Source organism: Mycobacterium sp. IDUB_19 (assembly GCF_055419445.1).
On sequence record NZ_JBVAXR010000031.1, the window covers coordinates 45,022 to 61,255 of the forward strand.

At 65.0% G+C, this 16,234-nt stretch carries 13 protein-coding genes; 10 read left to right on the forward strand and 3 right to left on the reverse strand.

Features of this window, described 5'->3' with window-relative positions; genetic code table 11:
* Positions 1–159: 159 nt before the first annotated feature.
* The 4 genes from ACZY0B_RS20960 (at position 160) to ACZY0B_RS20975 (ending at position 4,268) form a co-directional block, all read left to right on the forward strand.
* Positions 160–1,065 (forward strand): AurF N-oxygenase family protein, encoded by a 906-nt coding sequence (locus ACZY0B_RS20960; protein WP_463766147.1) that lies wholly within the window; start codon positions 160–162, stop codon positions 1,063–1,065.
* A gap of 224 nt (positions 1,066–1,289) precedes the next feature.
* Entirely contained in the window at positions 1,290–2,273 is a 984-nt protein-coding gene (locus ACZY0B_RS20965) for a DUF4873 domain-containing protein (RefSeq protein ID WP_463766148.1), read from the forward strand.
* A 257-nt stretch (positions 2,274–2,530) separates the two neighbouring features.
* Positions 2,531–3,295 (forward strand): STAS domain-containing protein, encoded by a 765-nt coding sequence (locus ACZY0B_RS20970; protein ID WP_463766131.1) that lies wholly within the window; start codon positions 2,531–2,533, stop codon positions 3,293–3,295.
* A 106-nt stretch (positions 3,296–3,401) separates the two neighbouring features.
* A complete protein-coding gene (locus tag ACZY0B_RS20975) occupies positions 3,402–4,268 on the forward strand; it encodes an LLM class flavin-dependent oxidoreductase (RefSeq protein ID WP_463766132.1) in 867 nt (288 codons plus the stop codon).
* Positions 4,269–4,274: 6 nt separating this feature from the next.
* Here ACZY0B_RS20975 and ACZY0B_RS20980 read toward each other — a convergent pair whose 3' ends face one another.
* Positions 4,275–5,084 carry an enoyl-CoA hydratase/isomerase family protein gene (locus ACZY0B_RS20980; protein ID WP_463766133.1) on the reverse strand — a complete coding sequence of 270 codons (810 nt, stop codon included), beginning with the start codon at positions 5,082–5,084 and terminating at the stop codon, positions 4,275–4,277.
* A gap of 75 nt (positions 5,085–5,159) precedes the next feature.
* Here ACZY0B_RS20980 and ACZY0B_RS20985 point away from each other — a divergent pair, with 75 nt between their 5' ends.
* Complete coding sequence (locus tag ACZY0B_RS20985) at positions 5,160–6,071, forward strand: SAM-dependent methyltransferase (protein ID WP_463766134.1); 912 nt, start codon at positions 5,160–5,162, stop codon at positions 6,069–6,071.
* A gap of 95 nt (positions 6,072–6,166) precedes the next feature.
* Here ACZY0B_RS20985 and ACZY0B_RS20990 read toward each other — a convergent pair whose 3' ends face one another.
* Both ACZY0B_RS20990 and ACZY0B_RS20995 read right to left on the reverse strand, forming a co-directional pair.
* Positions 6,167–8,107: a fumarylacetoacetate hydrolase family protein gene (locus ACZY0B_RS20990; RefSeq protein ID WP_463766135.1), complete on the reverse strand. Its 1,941-nt coding sequence runs from the start codon at positions 8,105–8,107 to the stop codon at positions 6,167–6,169.
* On the reverse strand, positions 8,104–10,362 hold the full coding sequence (locus ACZY0B_RS20995; protein ID WP_463766137.1) for an ATP-dependent DNA ligase: 2,259 nt from the start codon (positions 10,360–10,362) through the stop codon (positions 8,104–8,106). The genes ACZY0B_RS20990 and ACZY0B_RS20995 overlap by 4 nt, the downstream gene beginning before the upstream one ends.
* Before the next feature lie 130 nt (positions 10,363–10,492).
* Between ACZY0B_RS20995 and ACZY0B_RS21000 the strand changes: the two genes are divergently transcribed.
* The 5 genes from ACZY0B_RS21000 to ku form a co-directional block, all read left to right on the forward strand.
* Positions 10,493–12,019: a mannitol dehydrogenase family protein gene (locus ACZY0B_RS21000; RefSeq protein WP_463766138.1), complete on the forward strand. Its 1,527-nt coding sequence runs from the start codon at positions 10,493–10,495 to the stop codon at positions 12,017–12,019.
* Positions 12,016–12,873, forward strand: a complete 858-nt coding sequence (locus tag ACZY0B_RS21005; protein WP_463766139.1) for an HAD-IA family hydrolase — start codon at positions 12,016–12,018, stop codon at positions 12,871–12,873. The genes ACZY0B_RS21000 and ACZY0B_RS21005 overlap by 4 nt, the downstream gene beginning before the upstream one ends.
* Positions 12,874–13,008: 135 nt before the next feature.
* Positions 13,009–14,406 (forward strand): mannitol dehydrogenase family protein, encoded by a 1,398-nt coding sequence (locus tag ACZY0B_RS21010; RefSeq protein ID WP_463766149.1) that lies wholly within the window; start codon positions 13,009–13,011, stop codon positions 14,404–14,406.
* Entirely contained in the window at positions 14,403–15,329 is a 927-nt protein-coding gene (locus ACZY0B_RS21015; RefSeq protein ID WP_463766140.1) for a carbohydrate kinase family protein, read from the forward strand. Before ACZY0B_RS21010 ends, ACZY0B_RS21015 begins: the two co-directional genes overlap by 4 nt.
* A gap of 108 nt (positions 15,330–15,437) precedes the next feature.
* Positions 15,438–16,234: non-homologous end joining protein Ku (gene ku, locus ACZY0B_RS21020; RefSeq protein WP_463766141.1), on the forward strand; the 797-nt coding region annotated here is incomplete at its 3' end.

The window sequence follows — 16,234 nt, forward strand, 5'->3', positions numbered from 1 at the left end:
CTTGTTCCCCGTCAGATTGCCGAATCGCAACCTCGAACACCTAGTCGGGACCATAAGTACCCGGTACCATGGGTACCGTCTGAAGCACCCAATGAAGGGACGCCAGCGATGACCCGCGCCGAGACGATGCAGAGCGAAGCGATGAAGAAGAGCGGCGCTATGACGTCAGCGGTGCGGCCAGGCGGGCCGAGTCGTGAAGAGTTTTCGGAGCGGTTACTGAAGGGCTCGGTCAAAAAGTCCTACGAACCGATCGTCGACATCGACTGGGATGCCCCGCTGGACCCGGACAAGTTCTATCTGCCGCCTCGGCTGGTCTCGCTGTACGGCACCCCGATGTGGGACGCGATGACCCGCGAGCAACAAATCGAGCTGTCCCGCCAGGAATTGGTCAACACGTTGTCGGCCGGAATCTGGTTTGAGAACATGCTCAACCAGTCGTTGTTGCGCACGATCCTGCACGAGGACCCGACGAGCTCCTCGACGCACTACAAGCTGACCGAGCTGGGCGACGAAACCCGGCACATGGTGATGTTCGGCAAAGCCATCGAGCGCATCGGCGCCAAGCCGGTACGGCCGCGGCTGTTGCACCGGATGATCATCAACACCCTGCCGCTGGCGTTCCAGCGCGGCTCGATGCTGTGGATCGCCGCCCTGATCGGTGAAGAGATTTTCGATTCGCTGCAACGACAGATGATGGACGACCCGGAACTGCAGCCGATTATCCAGCGGCTCATGCGAATTCACGTCACCGAAGAGGCTCGCCATATCCAGTTCGCGCGCGACGGCGCCCGCAAGCGGGCCCAGAAGATGCCGCGCCTCAACAGATTCTTCATGGCCAACATCAACGGCCTCGGCGGGTACTTCTTCCGTTACCTGTTCAGCAATCCGATCCCCTACGCGCGGACGGGCCTGGATCCCAAACTGGCGCGGGCGACGGCACGCAGCAGCCCGCACCGCCGCGAAACCCAGACGGCCGGCTTTGCCCCGCTCGCAGCGTTTTTGACCGAGATAGGCCTGCTGGGCCCGATCGCGCGTCGCGGCTGGAAGCGCACCAACTTTCTGTGAGCCCGCCCCAGGTCATCGTCATCGGCGCGGGTGCCCGGGGCACCGCAACCGAACTGCTGGCGGCGGGCATCACCGATGTCGTCGTTCTCGATAAATCACCCGTGATCAGCTCGCGGTTTGACGACGACACCGAAACCTGGGAATTGCGCACCGCAGCGGGCGAGACGTTCCACGGCCGGGCGGTCATCGCGGCCCACCAAGTGCTCGCTGCGTGGACGCCGGAGCTGGCCGGGCGCAACGACTTTCGCGGCACGTCGTTTCACGCGGCGCAGTGGCACGCCGATTTCGATCCGGCCGGCAAACACATCGCGGTCATCGGAACCGATTCCGCCGCGGGTCATTACCTCGGGCAGCTGATTTCGGTAGCGGCCTCGGTCACGGTATTCGCGCATCCACCGCGCCGGATCGTCGCCGAGTTGCCGTTTCCGGAAACCCGGGTCAAGCGCTGGCTAGGCCGCCATGCTCGAGCGGCGCTGGGCCGCCGACTTTCTCGGCCGGCGCTCTTGACATCGGCGATCAGCGCCATCACCCCGTCGGGCATCCGCACCAGCGACGGGGTCGACCACCAAGCCGACGCGATCATCTACGGCACCGGGTTCACGATCCCCGATCAGGCCGCCGAGTTGATCGGCGCCGGCGGATTGTCCATCAAACAGGCCTGGGTCGACGGCACGGAGCCGTTCCTGGGCGTCGCGCTTCACGGGTTCCCCAACTACTTCTTGATCACCGGGCCCGATGCCGATGCCCAAACGCGCTATGCCGTCGAATGCCTCGGGCTGATGACACGCAGCGGCAGCACCCGCATCGAAGTACTGCGCAGCAGTCAGGCGGTATTCAACGAGCGTGCCCATTTCCAACCGGCTCAACCATTCCGGGTGGCATCGGCGTTCGACCTGTCATCGAACGCTCCCTCCAGCAATGAGATCTACGACGGCATGGCGACGCTGACCATCGCCGGTACGTCGCATCCGGTGCGGGTGCGACTGGCCGGTCGCCTCGACCCGATCGACGGCCGTTACCACTGGCAGGGAACGCTTTTTAGCTCCCCAGCCCAGCCCCTGCCGGACGACGTGCTCAATCAGATTCGAACGGCGACGCTGACCGTGGGCGAACACAGTGCAGCGGCCCGCATCGTCGAGCAAACGCCGTGGGGCACTCATGCGGTCGCCGGCGTGGGCGCTCCGCCCTACGCGATGACGCAATCCTGAAGTCTCTGATCTGGTGGCATCGATGTCACTCAACTAACGTGAGAAGTCTCTGCCGCCGGGGGGCGGTTCCTTATTTGGCTTGCCGAGTGGGAATTCGAGGAGCAGGAGATGGAATGCCGCATCGAGACGTTCAGGTGCTTTCCGACCGCGCTAGGATTCGTGTGCCCTAACCGCAATTAGGACACGCGTTCATAAACCGCTACATCGTCGGGCGCCATAAGCAGGGATAATGTCCTAGACGGAAAGGAGTGCCTAGCGTGAGTGCGGTAGCTGAGTCGCCGAGCTCGCTGGCCGTTGCGACCCGGACCGACGATTCGGTCGCCGTCCTGACCGTCGGCGGCGTGCTTGACGCCAGCAACTCCGGGGCGCTGCGCGACAGCATCTCCAAGGCAACCCTGCAAAAGCCGACGGCCGTCATCGTCAACATCAGCGAACTCAAGGTGCCCGCCGAGTCGGCATGGTCGGCCTTCATCAGCGCCCACTTGCAGCTCGGCACCCAGACCAAGGTTCCGATTGTGCTGGTCAGCGCGCATCGCACCACCCGTGAGGCGATCACCCGCAGCGAAGTCACGCGTTTCATGCCGGTCTATTCGACCGAAAAAGGGGCCTTGAAAGCGCTCGGCAAGCTCACCCGTCAGACCATCCAGCGCGCCGATGCCGAGCTGCCCGCGAACCTGACCAGCCTGCGCGAATCACGCCGGCTGGTTCGCGAGTGGCTAACTGAATGGAAGCAACCCGGGCTCATTCCGGTCGCGCTCGTGGTCGTCAATGTGTTCGTGGAAAACGTGCTCGAACACACCGGAAGTGTCCCGAAGATGCGGATCGAATCCGACGGCGAAACGGCGACCATCGCGGTCTCCGATGAGAGCACCTCGCCCGCCGTGCGGCTGCCGTCGCCGGACAAGGGTATCGACGTGTCCGGCTTGGCGATCGTCGACGCGCTCTCCCGCGCGTGGGACAGCACCCCGACCGCGTCGGGCAAGACGGTCTGGGCCGTTATCGGCCCCGAGAACCAGCTGTAACCGGGCCGCTTCACCCCCTGGCGAGAGTTGTGAGGGGACCCGCCCGCAAGCCAAACTAGAACACGTTCTAGTGTCGTGTGACGGCCCCCACAGGAAGGCGGATGACGTGCGGTTCACCTACGCAGAGGCGATGACCGACCACCGGTACTACATCCCGCTGGCCCAGGCTGCCGAGGCGGCCGGGTACCACGCGATGACGATCGCCGACAGCATCGCCTACCCCTTCGAGTCCGACTCGAAGTACCCGTACACCCCGGACGGCAATCGCGAGTTCCTGGACGGCAAGGAATTCATCGAAACCTTCGTGCTGACAGGGGCTTTGGGCGCGGTGACGACGAAGCTGCACTTCAACTTCTTCGTCCTCAAGCTGCCCATCCGCCCGCCGGCGCTGGTGGCCAAGCAGATCGGATCGTTGGCCGCGTTGACCAACAACCGGGTGGGCTTCGGGGTCGGCACCAGCCCGTGGCCGGAGGACTACGAGCTGCTGGGCGTCCCATTCGCCAAGCGCGGCAAGCGCATGGACGAATGCATCGAGATCATCCAGGGACTCACCAGCGGCGAGTACTTCGAGTTCCACGGCGAGTTCTACGACATCCCCAAGACGAAGATGACGCCGGCTCCGACCGAGCCGATCCCGGTCCTGATCGGCGGGCACGCCGACGCGGCACTGCGCCGCGCGGCTCGCCTGGACGGCTGGATGCACGGTGGCGGCGACCCGGAGGAACTCGACGGACTCATCGCCAAGCTCAAGCAATACCGCGAAGAAGCGGGCAAGACCGGCCCGTTCCAGATCCACGTGATCTCGGCCGACGCCTACACCGCCGATGGCATCAAGCGGCTGGAGGACAAGGGCGTCACCGATGCCATCGTCGGCTTCCGCATTCCCTACATCAAGGGCAACGACACCGAGCCGCTGGAAAGCAAGATCCGCAACCTCGAGATGTTTGCCGAGAACGTCATCGCGAAGGTCTAGCGGCGGTCACAGCGGATCCCACTTGGGAGCCCGCTTTTCCATGTGCGCTTTGGCCGCCTCGACCGGGTTGTTGGTGAAACCGCTGAGGATCTGAGTGCGGTTCTCGATCTCGATGGCATGCCGCAAACTGGGCGCGTCCAGCGCCGCGTTGAGTCCAATCTTGGTCTGCCACACGCCGTAAGCGTTGTTCTCGGCGATCGAGCGGGCCAGCTTGAGCGCCGCCGGCATCAGGTCGTCCGGTGCGACCACCTCGTGCACCAGCTTGATGCGATAGGCCTCGTCCGCGGCGATGATGCGGCCGGTCAGCATGAGCTCGCGCGCTACGCCGGCGCCGACGATTTTCGGCAGCAGGTAGCTGGTGCCCATGTCCATCGACGAGAAGCCGGCCTTGATGAAGACCGATCCGAAGCGGGCCTGGTCGGACGCCACCCGGATATCGCTGACCAGCGTGAACGCCAGCCCACCTCCGACGGCGACGCCGTTGACCGCGGCGATCACCGGGATGTCCAGTTCGTAGATCCGGGTGTAGAGATTGGCCAGCCGGACCTGAGCGTCATAGTTGATTTTGAACGGCGGGGTGTCCGGGCTGGCCGGCTGTGTCCAGGCCTGGCCGGTGCCGCTCAGATCGGCGCCGGCGCAGAATCCGCGGCCGGCGCCGGTGATGATCGCGACCCGGTATTGACCGCCGCTGAGCACGTCCAGGGCGGCGTCCACGCCGTCGATCAACGACCCGTCGATCGCGTTGAGACGCTCCGGCCGGTTCAGGGTGATACAGGCGATGTTGTCCTCGAGAGATTCCAATTCCACTGCAGGCATACGAAAACCGTATGCGACGTGGATATTTACCGAGCGGGCATACCGTGGTTTCGACTCGACATCGAAGGAGAAACCATGGCACGAAGCGAGGGCGACACCTGGGACCCGGCCAACAGCGTCGGGGCCACCGCCACCATGGTCGCCGCCGCGCGGGCTGCCGCGACCAAACGTCCGCAGCCGGTCATCAACGACCCATTCGCCGAGCCGCTGGTGCGTGCCGTCGGGATCGACCTGTTCAGTCGCGTGGCCGCGGGCGAACTCGACGACGACGCCGACGCCGAGCTGGGCATCCCGCGGATGACCGACGTGTTCGCCGCCCGCGCCCGGTTTTTCGACGATTACTTCGCCCAAGTCACCGATGCGGGCATCCGGCAGGTCGTCATCGTCGCCGCGGGGCTGGACAGCCGCGCCTACCGGCTTGCCTGGCCGGACGGGACGACGGTGTATGAGATCGACCAGCCGGAAGTGATCGAGTTCAAGACCTCGACGCTGTCGAAGATCGGCGCCAAACCCACCGCCGAGCACCGCACGGTCGGCATCGACCTCCGCGAGGATTGGCCGGCGGCACTGCAGGTCGCCGGGTTCGACCCCGCGCAGCCCACGGCCTGGCTCGCCGAGGGCGTGCTCATCGGGTTCCTGCCGCCGGAGGCCGAGGTTCGGCTGCTGGACAATGTCATTTCGCTCAGCGCCAAGGGCAGCCGCCTGGCGGCCGACTTTGGAATGGTCGCCGGAACCTCCGAGGAGTCGCAGGAACAGGCGCAGAAGATGACCGAAGGCTGGCGACGGCACGGATTGGATTTGGATATCGCCGATTTGACCTACCCCGGCGAACACACGGACGTCGGCGCGCATCTGCGCGGTCGCGGGTGGGACGTGCTCGGGTTCCGGCTCGCTGATCTTTTCACCGCCGCCGGGCTGCCGGAACTGCAGGCGACCGATCGCTGGGGTCCGGCCGCCACCATCGGCTTTGTGACTGCCGTGCTCTAGCTGAGTGTGCGTCTAGGGCGTCGAGTGTGCGTCTAGGGCGGACAAAGCGCAGAATTCCCGCCCTGGAAGCACATCCGACGCCGCCGAGAGTGCGCTCAGCCGCGTTTGGCCAACCACTCGGCCTGCATCACCAGCAACGCCATCGTCTCCAATTCCGGTGTGTCCGGATCGAGTTCGCGATAGCGCTGATAGACGTTGACTACCACCCGCTCGGCGTCCAGCCAGCTGGCGTACTCGCCGAGGTCGATGGTGTCGGCGGCCTCGGCCCACGACAGTCCCTTGTCATAGGCGGCCTTGGCTTGCTCGGCAACGTGCGCGAGATAGCCACGGACGGCACGGATCCCGTCCGGGTCGGTAATCGGACCGTGCCCGGGTACGACCGTCGGTGCGTCCAGCGTGATCATCGCATCGCAGGCAGCTACCCAGTTGGCGATCGGGCCCGCCCACACGATTGGGGTGCAGCCGATGAACAGCAGATCGCCGCCGAACAACACCCCGGCGTCGGGCACGTGCACCACGGAGTCGGCGGCGGTGTGCGCGGGACCCAGGTTCAGCAGCTCGACCCGCCGGCCACCGACGTCGATGGACAGGTCACGGTCGAACGTCTGGTCGGCGTTGCGCACCCGGATGCCGCTGAAGTCGAAGTGCCCGAACCGGTCTCGCGTGTAGGGCGTCGCGACCGGGCCGAGATTGGCGGTCTGCACCATGGCCAGCATCTCGGGTGCCATCCCGTGTTCGATCTCGTCGGCCGTGCCCTGCGCGGCGATGATGCGCACCGACGCGTCGAGCAGTTGGTTGCCGTGGGTGTGGTCGCCGTTGGAGTGGGTGATCAGCGCGTCGGTGATCGGCGCGCGCTCGGTGATCGGCTGCATCGCGGTGAGCATTTCGCGGGTCAGCGCGAGGTCGAACAGCGTGTCGACCAATAGCGAGGCGCCGTCGCCGCCGACCAGTCCGGCGTTGCTCCAGCCATAGCCCCCGTCCGGCAGCGTCCACGCCCACACCCGGTCGCCGACCTCGTGCAGCCCACGGGTGTAAGGCACTCGTGCGGGCGCGCGGTTGACGCGGTCCGGCGCGGGCGCGGCCTCCGGGTTGGACCGGGGCGCGAGCCGGTGCGGCGGATTGCTCGCGCGAACGGTTTGCCGGGTCTCCCCCAGGCCCTGTACCCGCAGCGTCACGACGTCGCCGTCGCGCAGCCAGCCGGGAAACGACTCCATCCGCGCGAGGCTGAGGTGTTCGACCAGCGTGCAGGTGGGCACCGTGCCGGATCCGATGACGTCGCCGGGTATGAGCTGCACACCGCGCGAGACGTAGGAGATGACTTCGCCGAAGCTCCAATCCATTTGGGCGGTCGAACCCGACCCGATCTCCCTGTCGTTGACCAGTGCGGCGACCTGCAGGTCGAGTTTGCCAGGAAAGGAGGGGTGGCGATACGGCTCGAGCTCATCGGGCGTAACCAGGTAGGGACCCAGCGTGACTCCGCTGTCTTTGCCCTTGCCCTGCCCGATCGCCAACTGGGTTTCCAGCTGCTGCAGGTCTCGCGCCGACCAGTCGTTGAAGATCGTGTAGCCGATGATGGCCTGTTCGGCCTGCTCGACCGTCAGGTCTTTACCACGGGTCCCGATCACGGCGGCGATCTCCAATTCGAAGTCCTGCCAAGCGCTTCCGGGCGCCATCGGCGCATCGTCATAAGGCCCCAGAACCGTTGCCGGACAAGCGAAATAGAAGGCAGGGATGCGGTACCAGGTATCGCTGAGTACCCGTCCGGCACCCACGGTGGCCTGGCAATTGCGCATGTGGTCCAGGAAGCACAGGGAATCCCGGATCGACGGTGGCCGCGGGATCGGCGCCATCAGTGTCACGTCATCCAGACGTACCGGGCCGGAACGGATTGCCTCCTCGCCTGCCTGGCGCAGCCCCTCGGCGCCACGCTCGAGCAGCCCGAGCAGCGTCACACCCGGCGGCATCGGGTGGATCACGTCGTCGGAGAGCATCCCGGTCCGCTCGCCGTCAGCACCTTGAAATGTCACCCACTTCATTCGCGCACCACCTCACTTGGCTTCTTGTCCGGCCGTAGCCCACGCCAACTCGGTTGGCGCAAGCGACTATCCGGCGTCCACTCGCTGTAGCGCACCTCGCCGACCAGAACCGGCTCGACGAACGTCACGCCCTTGGCGTCACGCGTCGGCAGCCTGGCATCGAAGGGAGATTCGTCGGTGTGCAGCGGCGCCAGGGTCTTTTTGAGGTTGGCCAGGTCGCGTTCGGTGAAGCCGGTGCCGACCCTGCCGACGAAGTGCAGCCCGGCGTCTCCGGGAATGCCGACCATCAGCGAGCCGATGCCGCTGGTGCGCCCTCCTTCTCCGGCTTTCCAGCCACCGATGACGACTTCCTGTGTGCTCCAATGCTTGTCCTTGACCCAGGACGCCGAACGTCGGCCCGGCTGATAGGTAGAGTCGCGTTTCTTGGCAACCACGCCCTCCCAGCCGTGCTGACGGGAATGCTCGAGGGCCTGCGCGCCGTCCTCGCCGGGCACCAGCTCGGGAACGATGAGACTGCTTGCGCTGCCCAGGGTTTCCAGCAGCTTGCGGCGATCGGAGTATTTCGCCCGCAGCAACGAGCGGCCGTCCAGGTAGACCAGGTCGAATGCCCAGAACTCGACGCGCGTGGCGCGGTTGCGGTTCTGCATCTCGCTGAAACTTGGCACGCCGGACTTGTCCAACGCCACGATCTCGCCGTCGAGCACCACATGATGTTCGGCGAGATCTTCTGCCAGCGAACGCAATTGCGGGTATTCCTTGGTGACGTCACGGCCGCTTCTGGACCGCACCCGCACGCTGCCCCGATCCGCCTCGATCAGCAGCCGATAGCCATCCCACTTCCCCTCGAACGCCCACTGGCCGGCCTTGAGGCCCGCCACCGAACCATGCGTGGCGAGCATCGGAGCGACCTCGTCGAACTCGAAGACCTTCTGGTCTTTCATCCGGTGCGCCAGCCATTGGTTACCGTTGGTTTGAATCAGCGCGTAGCGCCCGGAAATTCGGCTGCCGTGCAGATTCACGATGACCTCATCGTCGCGGAACTTCTCGGCGTCATAAGTGCCGGAATCCCAGATGACCACCTTGCCGGCACCGTATTCCCCTTTGGGGATGCTGCCCTCGAACGTGCCGTATTCGAGTGGATGATCTTCGGTGTGCACCGCGAGATGATTCACCGACGTCGTCTCGGGCAGGTTTTTCGGCACCGCCCACGACACCAGCACGCCGTCTTTTTCCAGCCGGAAGTCGTAATGCAGCCGGCTGGCGTGGTGTTCCTGGATGACGAACGTATTACCTTGGCCCGCAGTAGGTTTAGCATGGGGCACCGGCTCTGGAGTTTTCGCCGCGTCGCGCATGCTGCGGTACTTGGTCAGCCGATCCGCAACGGGCGCGTCGGCGTCCAGCGGCGCCAGCAGGTCGCCGTCCCGGGCGACGCGGGCCAGCACCTCGTCGTAGCGCAGCTGGCGGAGCTTTTTGTCGTCTAGCTCCTCCCATGTGCGTGGCGCCGCGACGGTCGGATGTTCCCGCCCGCGCAGCGAGTAGGGCGCGATCGTGGTCTTCGATCCGCTGTTCTGGCTCCAGTCCACGAACACCTTGCCGGCCCGCAGGCTCTTGGTCATCGTCGAGGTGACCAACGTGGGCATCGACTTTTCCAGTTGCTGCGCAATCCGTTTCGCTAGCACGGTCGCGCCGTTACTGCTCACCGGCTCATCCAGCGGCGCGTAGAGGTGCAGGCCCTTGCTGCCGCTGGTGAGCGGGAAGGTGGTCAGCCCGATATCGGTGATCAGGTCGCGCACCGCGCGGGCCACCTCGGCCAGCTGCGCCATCGTGACGCCCTCGCCCGGATCCAAGTCGAACACCAATCGTGTTGCCGGGCCGGGCTTGAGTTCTTCGGCTTTGCTGCGGGTCCACTGCGCGACGAACCGCCACTGCGGCACGTGCACCTCCAGCGCTGCCTGCTGCGCGATCCAGGCCAGCCCGTCGACGCTGTCGATGATCGGGTACGTCGTGGTTCCGGAGCGATGCGTCACGCTGGCCCGGGGCAACCAATCGGGAGCCGAGGAGGCCAACTGCTTTTCGAAAAACGAAGACTGCTCAACGCCATTCGGCCAACGCTTACGGGTCGCCGCACGCCCCGCGATGTGCGGCACCATCACCTCCGCGATACCGGTGTAATAGTCGAAGATGTCGGACTTGGTGGTGCCGGTCACAGGGTAGAGCACCTTGTCGGGGTTGGTCAGCTTCACCCGCGGTGCCATGAGAGCCAACTTACGCGTTTCGACACTGTTAACAGCTTTGACCACCGATTATCGGCCCGCGTCGTCGATTTACATGTGACATCAACCACGACGCGTTTGGATCGGCGATCACCTCGGGCACAGGAACACGATGTTTGACGCAATCCCTTCCCCCTGGCGTCCAAAAAGCGGCGTCCCCCTGAGCGACGCGACACTGCGACTGCATTCGCAACGAGTCGACGTCCCTACCTACGACAGGTCGGCCCTTGCGCGAGGTGTCGTTCACATCGGCGCCGGCAACTTCCACCGCGCACATCAGGCGGTGTACTTCGACGACCTTGCCCGCTCGGGCATTTCCAATCGGTGGGGGGTTACCGGCGTCAGTCTGCGTTCCCGCGACGTCAAAGAATTGTTGTCAGCACAGGATGGGCTGTACACCGTCGTACAGCGCGGCCACGACCGCCAAACCGCACGGGTAGTCGGCTCGATCGGCTCCGTTCACTACGCACCGAATGATGGCGCAGCAGTGCGCGCCGCCCTGACAGATCCCCACACCCGCATCGTCAGCCTGACCATCACCGGCAACGGATACTTCCTGAATCCGGTCACCGACGAGTTCGACGCCGACCACCCCGACGTACGCGCCGACCTCGTCGCGTCCGATGGCTATGCAACCGCCTGGGGATATCTGGCCGAGGCGCTCGACCAGCGTCGCCGCGCTGGCATCGCGCCGTTCACCGTGCTCTGCTGCGACAACATTCCCGGCGACACCCACCCGGCGAGAACCGCGCTGGTGTCGTTCGCCGCCTTGAAGGACCCCGGGCTCGCCCGCTGGATCAACACGCACGTCGCGTTCCCGTCGACCATGGTCGATCGCATCACCCCGCAAACCTCGAAGTCGGAGCGAAAATTCGTCGAGCAGACATTCGGCGTCGCCGACAAATGGCCGGTAGTGACCGAACCGTATTGCCAATGGGTGATCGAGGATTCCTTCAGCAATGGGCGACCGCCGCTCGACGAGGTCGGTGCCGAATTCGTCGCCGATGTCAGCGCCCACAAGCTGATCAAGACCCGTCTGCTCAACGGAACCCACATCGCGCTCGCGTGTTTGGCCACACTGGCGGGCTACCAGCGCACCGACGAAGCGATGCAGGACCACGTCATCTTCGACTACGTCGAGCAGCTCCTGCGCGACGAGATTCAGCCACTACTGCCCGCAGTCCCCGGGATGAACACACCCGAGTACCGCGGAACCTTGCTGGATCGCCTCAGCAACCCCCGAATGAGTGACCAATTGTCCCGGCTGGCTCGACGGGGAACGAGCAAAATATCGCAGTTTGTGCTGCCCTCCCTGCAGGAGGCGATCGCGCAGGGTAGGCCGCACACGCTGCTGATGTTGGCTGTTGCCGGATGGGCCCGTTATATGCGCGGCCACGACCTCAAGGGACGCAAGCTCCGCCTTGAAGACTCGCAGGCGATACCGGTGGTTAGGTTGGCCAACATGGCAAGCGACAACCCCGATCCGCTGCTGGGGCATGAGATGTTCGCCGAGGTACGCACGGTTCCCGGTTTTGCGGAGCGCCTGGGCGACATGATTGCCGATATCGACGAGCGCGGTGTGGTGCCCACGCTGCGTAATGCGATGCGCAACGACGAGCGAGAGTTGGTGTCGCGATGAACAGCGGGCTGACCTTTGTGCGCACCTTCGACCCGGCGCCGATCACTACCCTGCTCTGTGACGCCGATGACAACCTGTTTGGGTCGGAGAGGCCGGCGTTCGACGCATCGACCGAGGTGACCAATCGTTTCCTGGCCAGGTTCGACGTGCGGTCTCCGCTCAGCTCCGAGGAGTTGCGTAAGCGGGCCGTCGGGAAAAACTTCCGTACCACGGCCCTCGACCTGGCCGTGCAGTGCGCAGTGCCGCTCGATGAGACGTTGGCCCAAGGCCGCGCCGAAGCTCGCGTCGCTTCGGACAGTGACGTGGCGAGCGGCAACGCGTTGTCCGCCGACGAACTTGAGAAATGGGTGCTCCAGGAACGCGAGCAGGTCACCGCTCATCTGGCAGTCAGCCTGACACCCGATCCGCAAGTGCTGGAACCATTGCGAGAGCTCGCGACGCAGTACGCACTCGCGGCGGTCAGCTCCAGCGCCAGCAAGCGTCTGCATGCCTGCTTCGCTGCCACCGGCCTCGACTCGCTGATATCGGCGGCCGTGACCTTCAGCGCGGAGGATTCTCTTCCGGTGCCGACTAGCAAACCCGACCCGGCGGTGTATCTGCATGCCGGCCAGGTACTGGGTGTCGAACCCGAGCAAGGTCTGGCCATCGAAGATTCCGTGGCCGGTGTTGGTTCCGCTGTCGCAGCCGGCTACGCCACCGTCGGTAACCTGATGTTCGTGCTACCCGACGAACGGGATTGCCGCCGTGCAGAATTGATTGATGCCGGCGCAGTCGCGATCACCGATTCGTGGCGCGCTCTTGCTGATGTCCTGCTGTTATCGGCCGTGCCGGCTGGAGATTCTCCACGCCCGTAGGGCATCGACTGGTCCGCGAGTAATCCAAGCCGCTGGGCTTGCGGCCCGCGGTCGACGTACCGTCGAGAGGTGCTGGGAGCCCGGTAACGATCCGGGCGCTGCCCGGGGAGGAGTTGGCTAACGGTGGCTAACGCGATCAATCTCAACAATGCGGCGCTTGCAACGCTGCCGGTCGAAGCGCCCAACTATGACCGCAGCAGCATCGGCGTCGGTATTGCGCACATCGGGACCGGTCACTTTCACCGGGCGCACCAGGCCATGTACATCGACCGGTTGCTGCAGCAGGGTTTGGCGCGCGAGTGGGGCATCTGCGGGGTCGGCGTGATGCCCGGCGACTGGACGATGCGCGACGTCCTGACTGACCAGGACGGGCTCTACACGCTGGTCCTGGAGAAGCCTGACGGCAGCCGGGACGCACACGTGATCGGCTCGATCATCGACTATCGCTACGCTCCCGACGATCCGGAGTCGGCATTGGACGTGCTGGCCGCGCCGTCCACCCGAATCATCTCGCTGACCATCACCGAGGGCGGTTATCGCGACGCGGACGGGCCCGCGTTCGCGTTGATCGTCGAGGCTTTGGACCGGCGTCGCCGCCGCGGGATTGCCGCGCCGACCGTCGTGTCGTGCGACAACATCGAGAACAACGGCGAGATCGCCAAGCGCGCCGTCTTCGCCAATGCGGAAAGTCGGGACCCAGGACTCGCCGAGTGGGTGGCCGAACACGTTCGGTTCCCGAGTTCCATGGTCGACCGGATCACCCCGGCCACGACACTGGAGATGGCCGCCGAGGTGCGGCGCAACTTCGGTGTCAACGACCGGTGGCCAGTGGTGGCCGAACCGTTCACCGCATGGGTGCTCGAAGACGACTTCGGCGGCGACAGGCCGCCTTTGGAGCGGGCGGGCGTGCTGCTGGTCGACGACGTCGCCCCGTATGAGTTGATGAAGCTGCGACTGCTCAACGCGGGGCATCAGTGCCTGGCCTACTTCGCTCATCTGTGCGGATTCCAGTTCGTTCACGAGGCGGCACGCGATCCCCTGTTCGCCGAGTTCTTGCTCGCCTACTTCGAATCCGAGGCCATCCCGACGCTGCCGCCGGTGCCCGGGATCGACCTACATGACTACAGCCGCACGCTGATCGAGCGGTTCACCAACCCCGGCGTACGCGACACCGTTGCGCGGCTGTGCGCCTACTCGTCGGATCGCATCCCGAAATGGCTGCTGCCGGTAATCAACGACAACTTGGCCGGCGATGGCTCGGTGCGGCTGGCGGCGGCGACGGTGGCAAGCTGGGCTCGCTACGCCGAAGGCACCGACGAATGGGGTAAGCCATTCGAGGTGGTCGACCAGCTGGCGGACTCGCTGGTACCGATCGCCCGGACGCAGCACGAGAATCCCACCGCCTTCATCGAGGTCACCGCGGTGTTTGGAGATCTGGCCCAGCAACCCACCTTCGTCCAGGCGTACCGCTGGGCGCTGGAATCGTTGCACCGCAAGGGAGCTCGGGCGACTCTGGAGGCGTTGGTGCGATGACCCGCGGGCTGGTGATCGGCGAGTCCCTGATCGATATCGTCGAGGGCGACGAACATGTCGGTGGCAGTCCGCTCAACGTCGCCGTCGGACTCGGCCGGCTGGGCCGCGATATCGACTTCCTGACCCACATCGGCGACGACTCGTATGGCCGGCGCATCGCGGACTATGTCAAAGCCTCTGGCGCACGGCTCGTTCCGGGCAGTGTGACCGCTGCCCGCACGCCGACCGCGGTAGCGACGATCGCCGACGACGGGTCGGCCAGCTACATCTTCGATCTGGAATGGCGGCTCTCCGGCACGCCCGAAGTTCCCCCGCCAGTGTTCGTGCACACCGGGTCCATTGCGGCCGTGCGGGAGCCGGGATGTTTGGCGGTCGCGGCGTTGCTCGACGCCTACCGGGTGTCGGCCACGGTAACGCTGGACCCCAATGTGCGGCCCTCGCTGATCGCGAATCGGGATCTGGCGCGCGAGCGGATCGACCGTCTCATCGAGCGCAGCGACATCGTCAAGGTCAGCGATGAGGATCTGCGCTGGATCGATCCCGACCACGAGCCGGAACAGACGGCGCGAACCTGGTTGTCCCTGGGCCCGGCGATCGTTGCGGTGACGATGGGCGAACGGGGTTCGTTGGCGTTCTGCGCGACAGGCGAGGCGCACGTGGCCGCCAAGCAGGTCCGGGTGGCCGACACCATCGGCGCCGGCGACGCGTTCATGGTCGGCCTGCTCGACGCGCTCTGGGAGATGGACCTGTTGGGTGGTGACCGGCGGGCCGCCCTGGCCAGGATCCGGCTCGACGAGCTGACCGCGGCATTGGAGGCAGCGGGGCTGGTGTCGGCGCTGACCGTTGGACGCGCCGGCGCCGATCTACCCGATCGCGCCGCCCTGCGCACTCAATCGTCTTCTAGCCCAGGAAGTTTCACGTAGTATCGCAGCGCCCGCGCGGCCGAGCTCGACCTGTGTGAAAGCCACGCAATCCCAGCTCACGGGCCTGTCAGGCTGTTTTGCTGGCGGCGGTATGGGCATACTGACTGCATGCGCTCCATCTGGAAGGGTTCTATCGCGTTCGGGCTGGTGAACGTGCCGGTCAAGGTGTACAGCGCGACCGAGGACCATGACATCAAGTTTCATCAGGTGCATGCCAAGGACAACGGCCGCATCCGCTATCAGCGGACCTGCGAGCTGGATGGCGAGGTTGTCGAATACCGGGACATCGCCCGGGCCTACGAATCCGACGACGGCCAGACGGTGGTGATCACCGACGACGACATCTCCACTTTGCCCGAGGAACGCAGCCGCGAAATCGAAGTGCTGGAATTCGTCCCGGCCAGCGAGGTCGATCCGATGTTGTTCGACCGCAGTTATTTCCTGGAGCCCGATTCCAAGTCGTCGAAATCGTATGTGCTGCTTGCTAAGACGCTGGCAGAGACGGATCGAATGGCGATCGTTCATTTCACGCTGCGCAACAAGACCCGCCTGGCGGCGTTGCGCGTGAAGGACTTTGGCAAGCGCGACGTCATGGTGATCCACACCTTGTTGTGGCCGGACGAAATCCGCGACCCCGACTTTCCGGTGCTGGACAAGGAGGTCGAGATCAAGCCCGCGGAGCTCAAGATGGCGGGCCAGGTAGTGGAGTCGATGGCCGAGGACTTCAACCCGGACCGTTACCACGACAACTATCAGGAACAGCTGCACGAGCTGGTGCAGGCCAAACTCGAAGGTGGAGAGGCATTTACCACTGAGGAGAAGCCCAAAGAGCTGGATGAGACCGAAGATGTCTCCGACCTGCTCGCCAAGCTGGAGGCCAGCGTGAAAGCGCGCTCCGGCGACGG

Coding starts and splice junctions, on each gene's coding strand:
- ACZY0B_RS20960 (WP_463766147.1), top strand. CDS start 160: ATGACGTCAGCGGTGCGGCCAGGCGGGCCGAGTCGTGAAGAGTTTTCG.
- ACZY0B_RS21000 (WP_463766138.1), top strand. CDS start 10,493: ATGTTTGACGCAATCCCTTCCCCCTGGCGTCCAAAAAGCGGCGTCCCC.
- ACZY0B_RS20990 (WP_463766135.1), bottom strand. CDS start 8,107: ATGAAGTGGGTGACATTTCAAGGTGCTGACGGCGAGCGGACCGGGATG.
- ACZY0B_RS20995 (WP_463766137.1), bottom strand. CDS start 10,362: ATGGCACCGCGGGTGAAGCTGACCAACCCCGACAAGGTGCTCTACCCT.
- ACZY0B_RS20985 (WP_463766134.1), top strand. CDS start 5,160: ATGGCACGAAGCGAGGGCGACACCTGGGACCCGGCCAACAGCGTCGGG.
- ACZY0B_RS21015 (WP_463766140.1), top strand. CDS start 14,403: ATGACCCGCGGGCTGGTGATCGGCGAGTCCCTGATCGATATCGTCGAG.
- ACZY0B_RS20980 (WP_463766133.1), bottom strand. CDS start 5,084: ATGCCTGCAGTGGAATTGGAATCTCTCGAGGACAACATCGCCTGTATC.
- ACZY0B_RS21005 (WP_463766139.1), top strand. CDS start 12,016: ATGAACAGCGGGCTGACCTTTGTGCGCACCTTCGACCCGGCGCCGATC.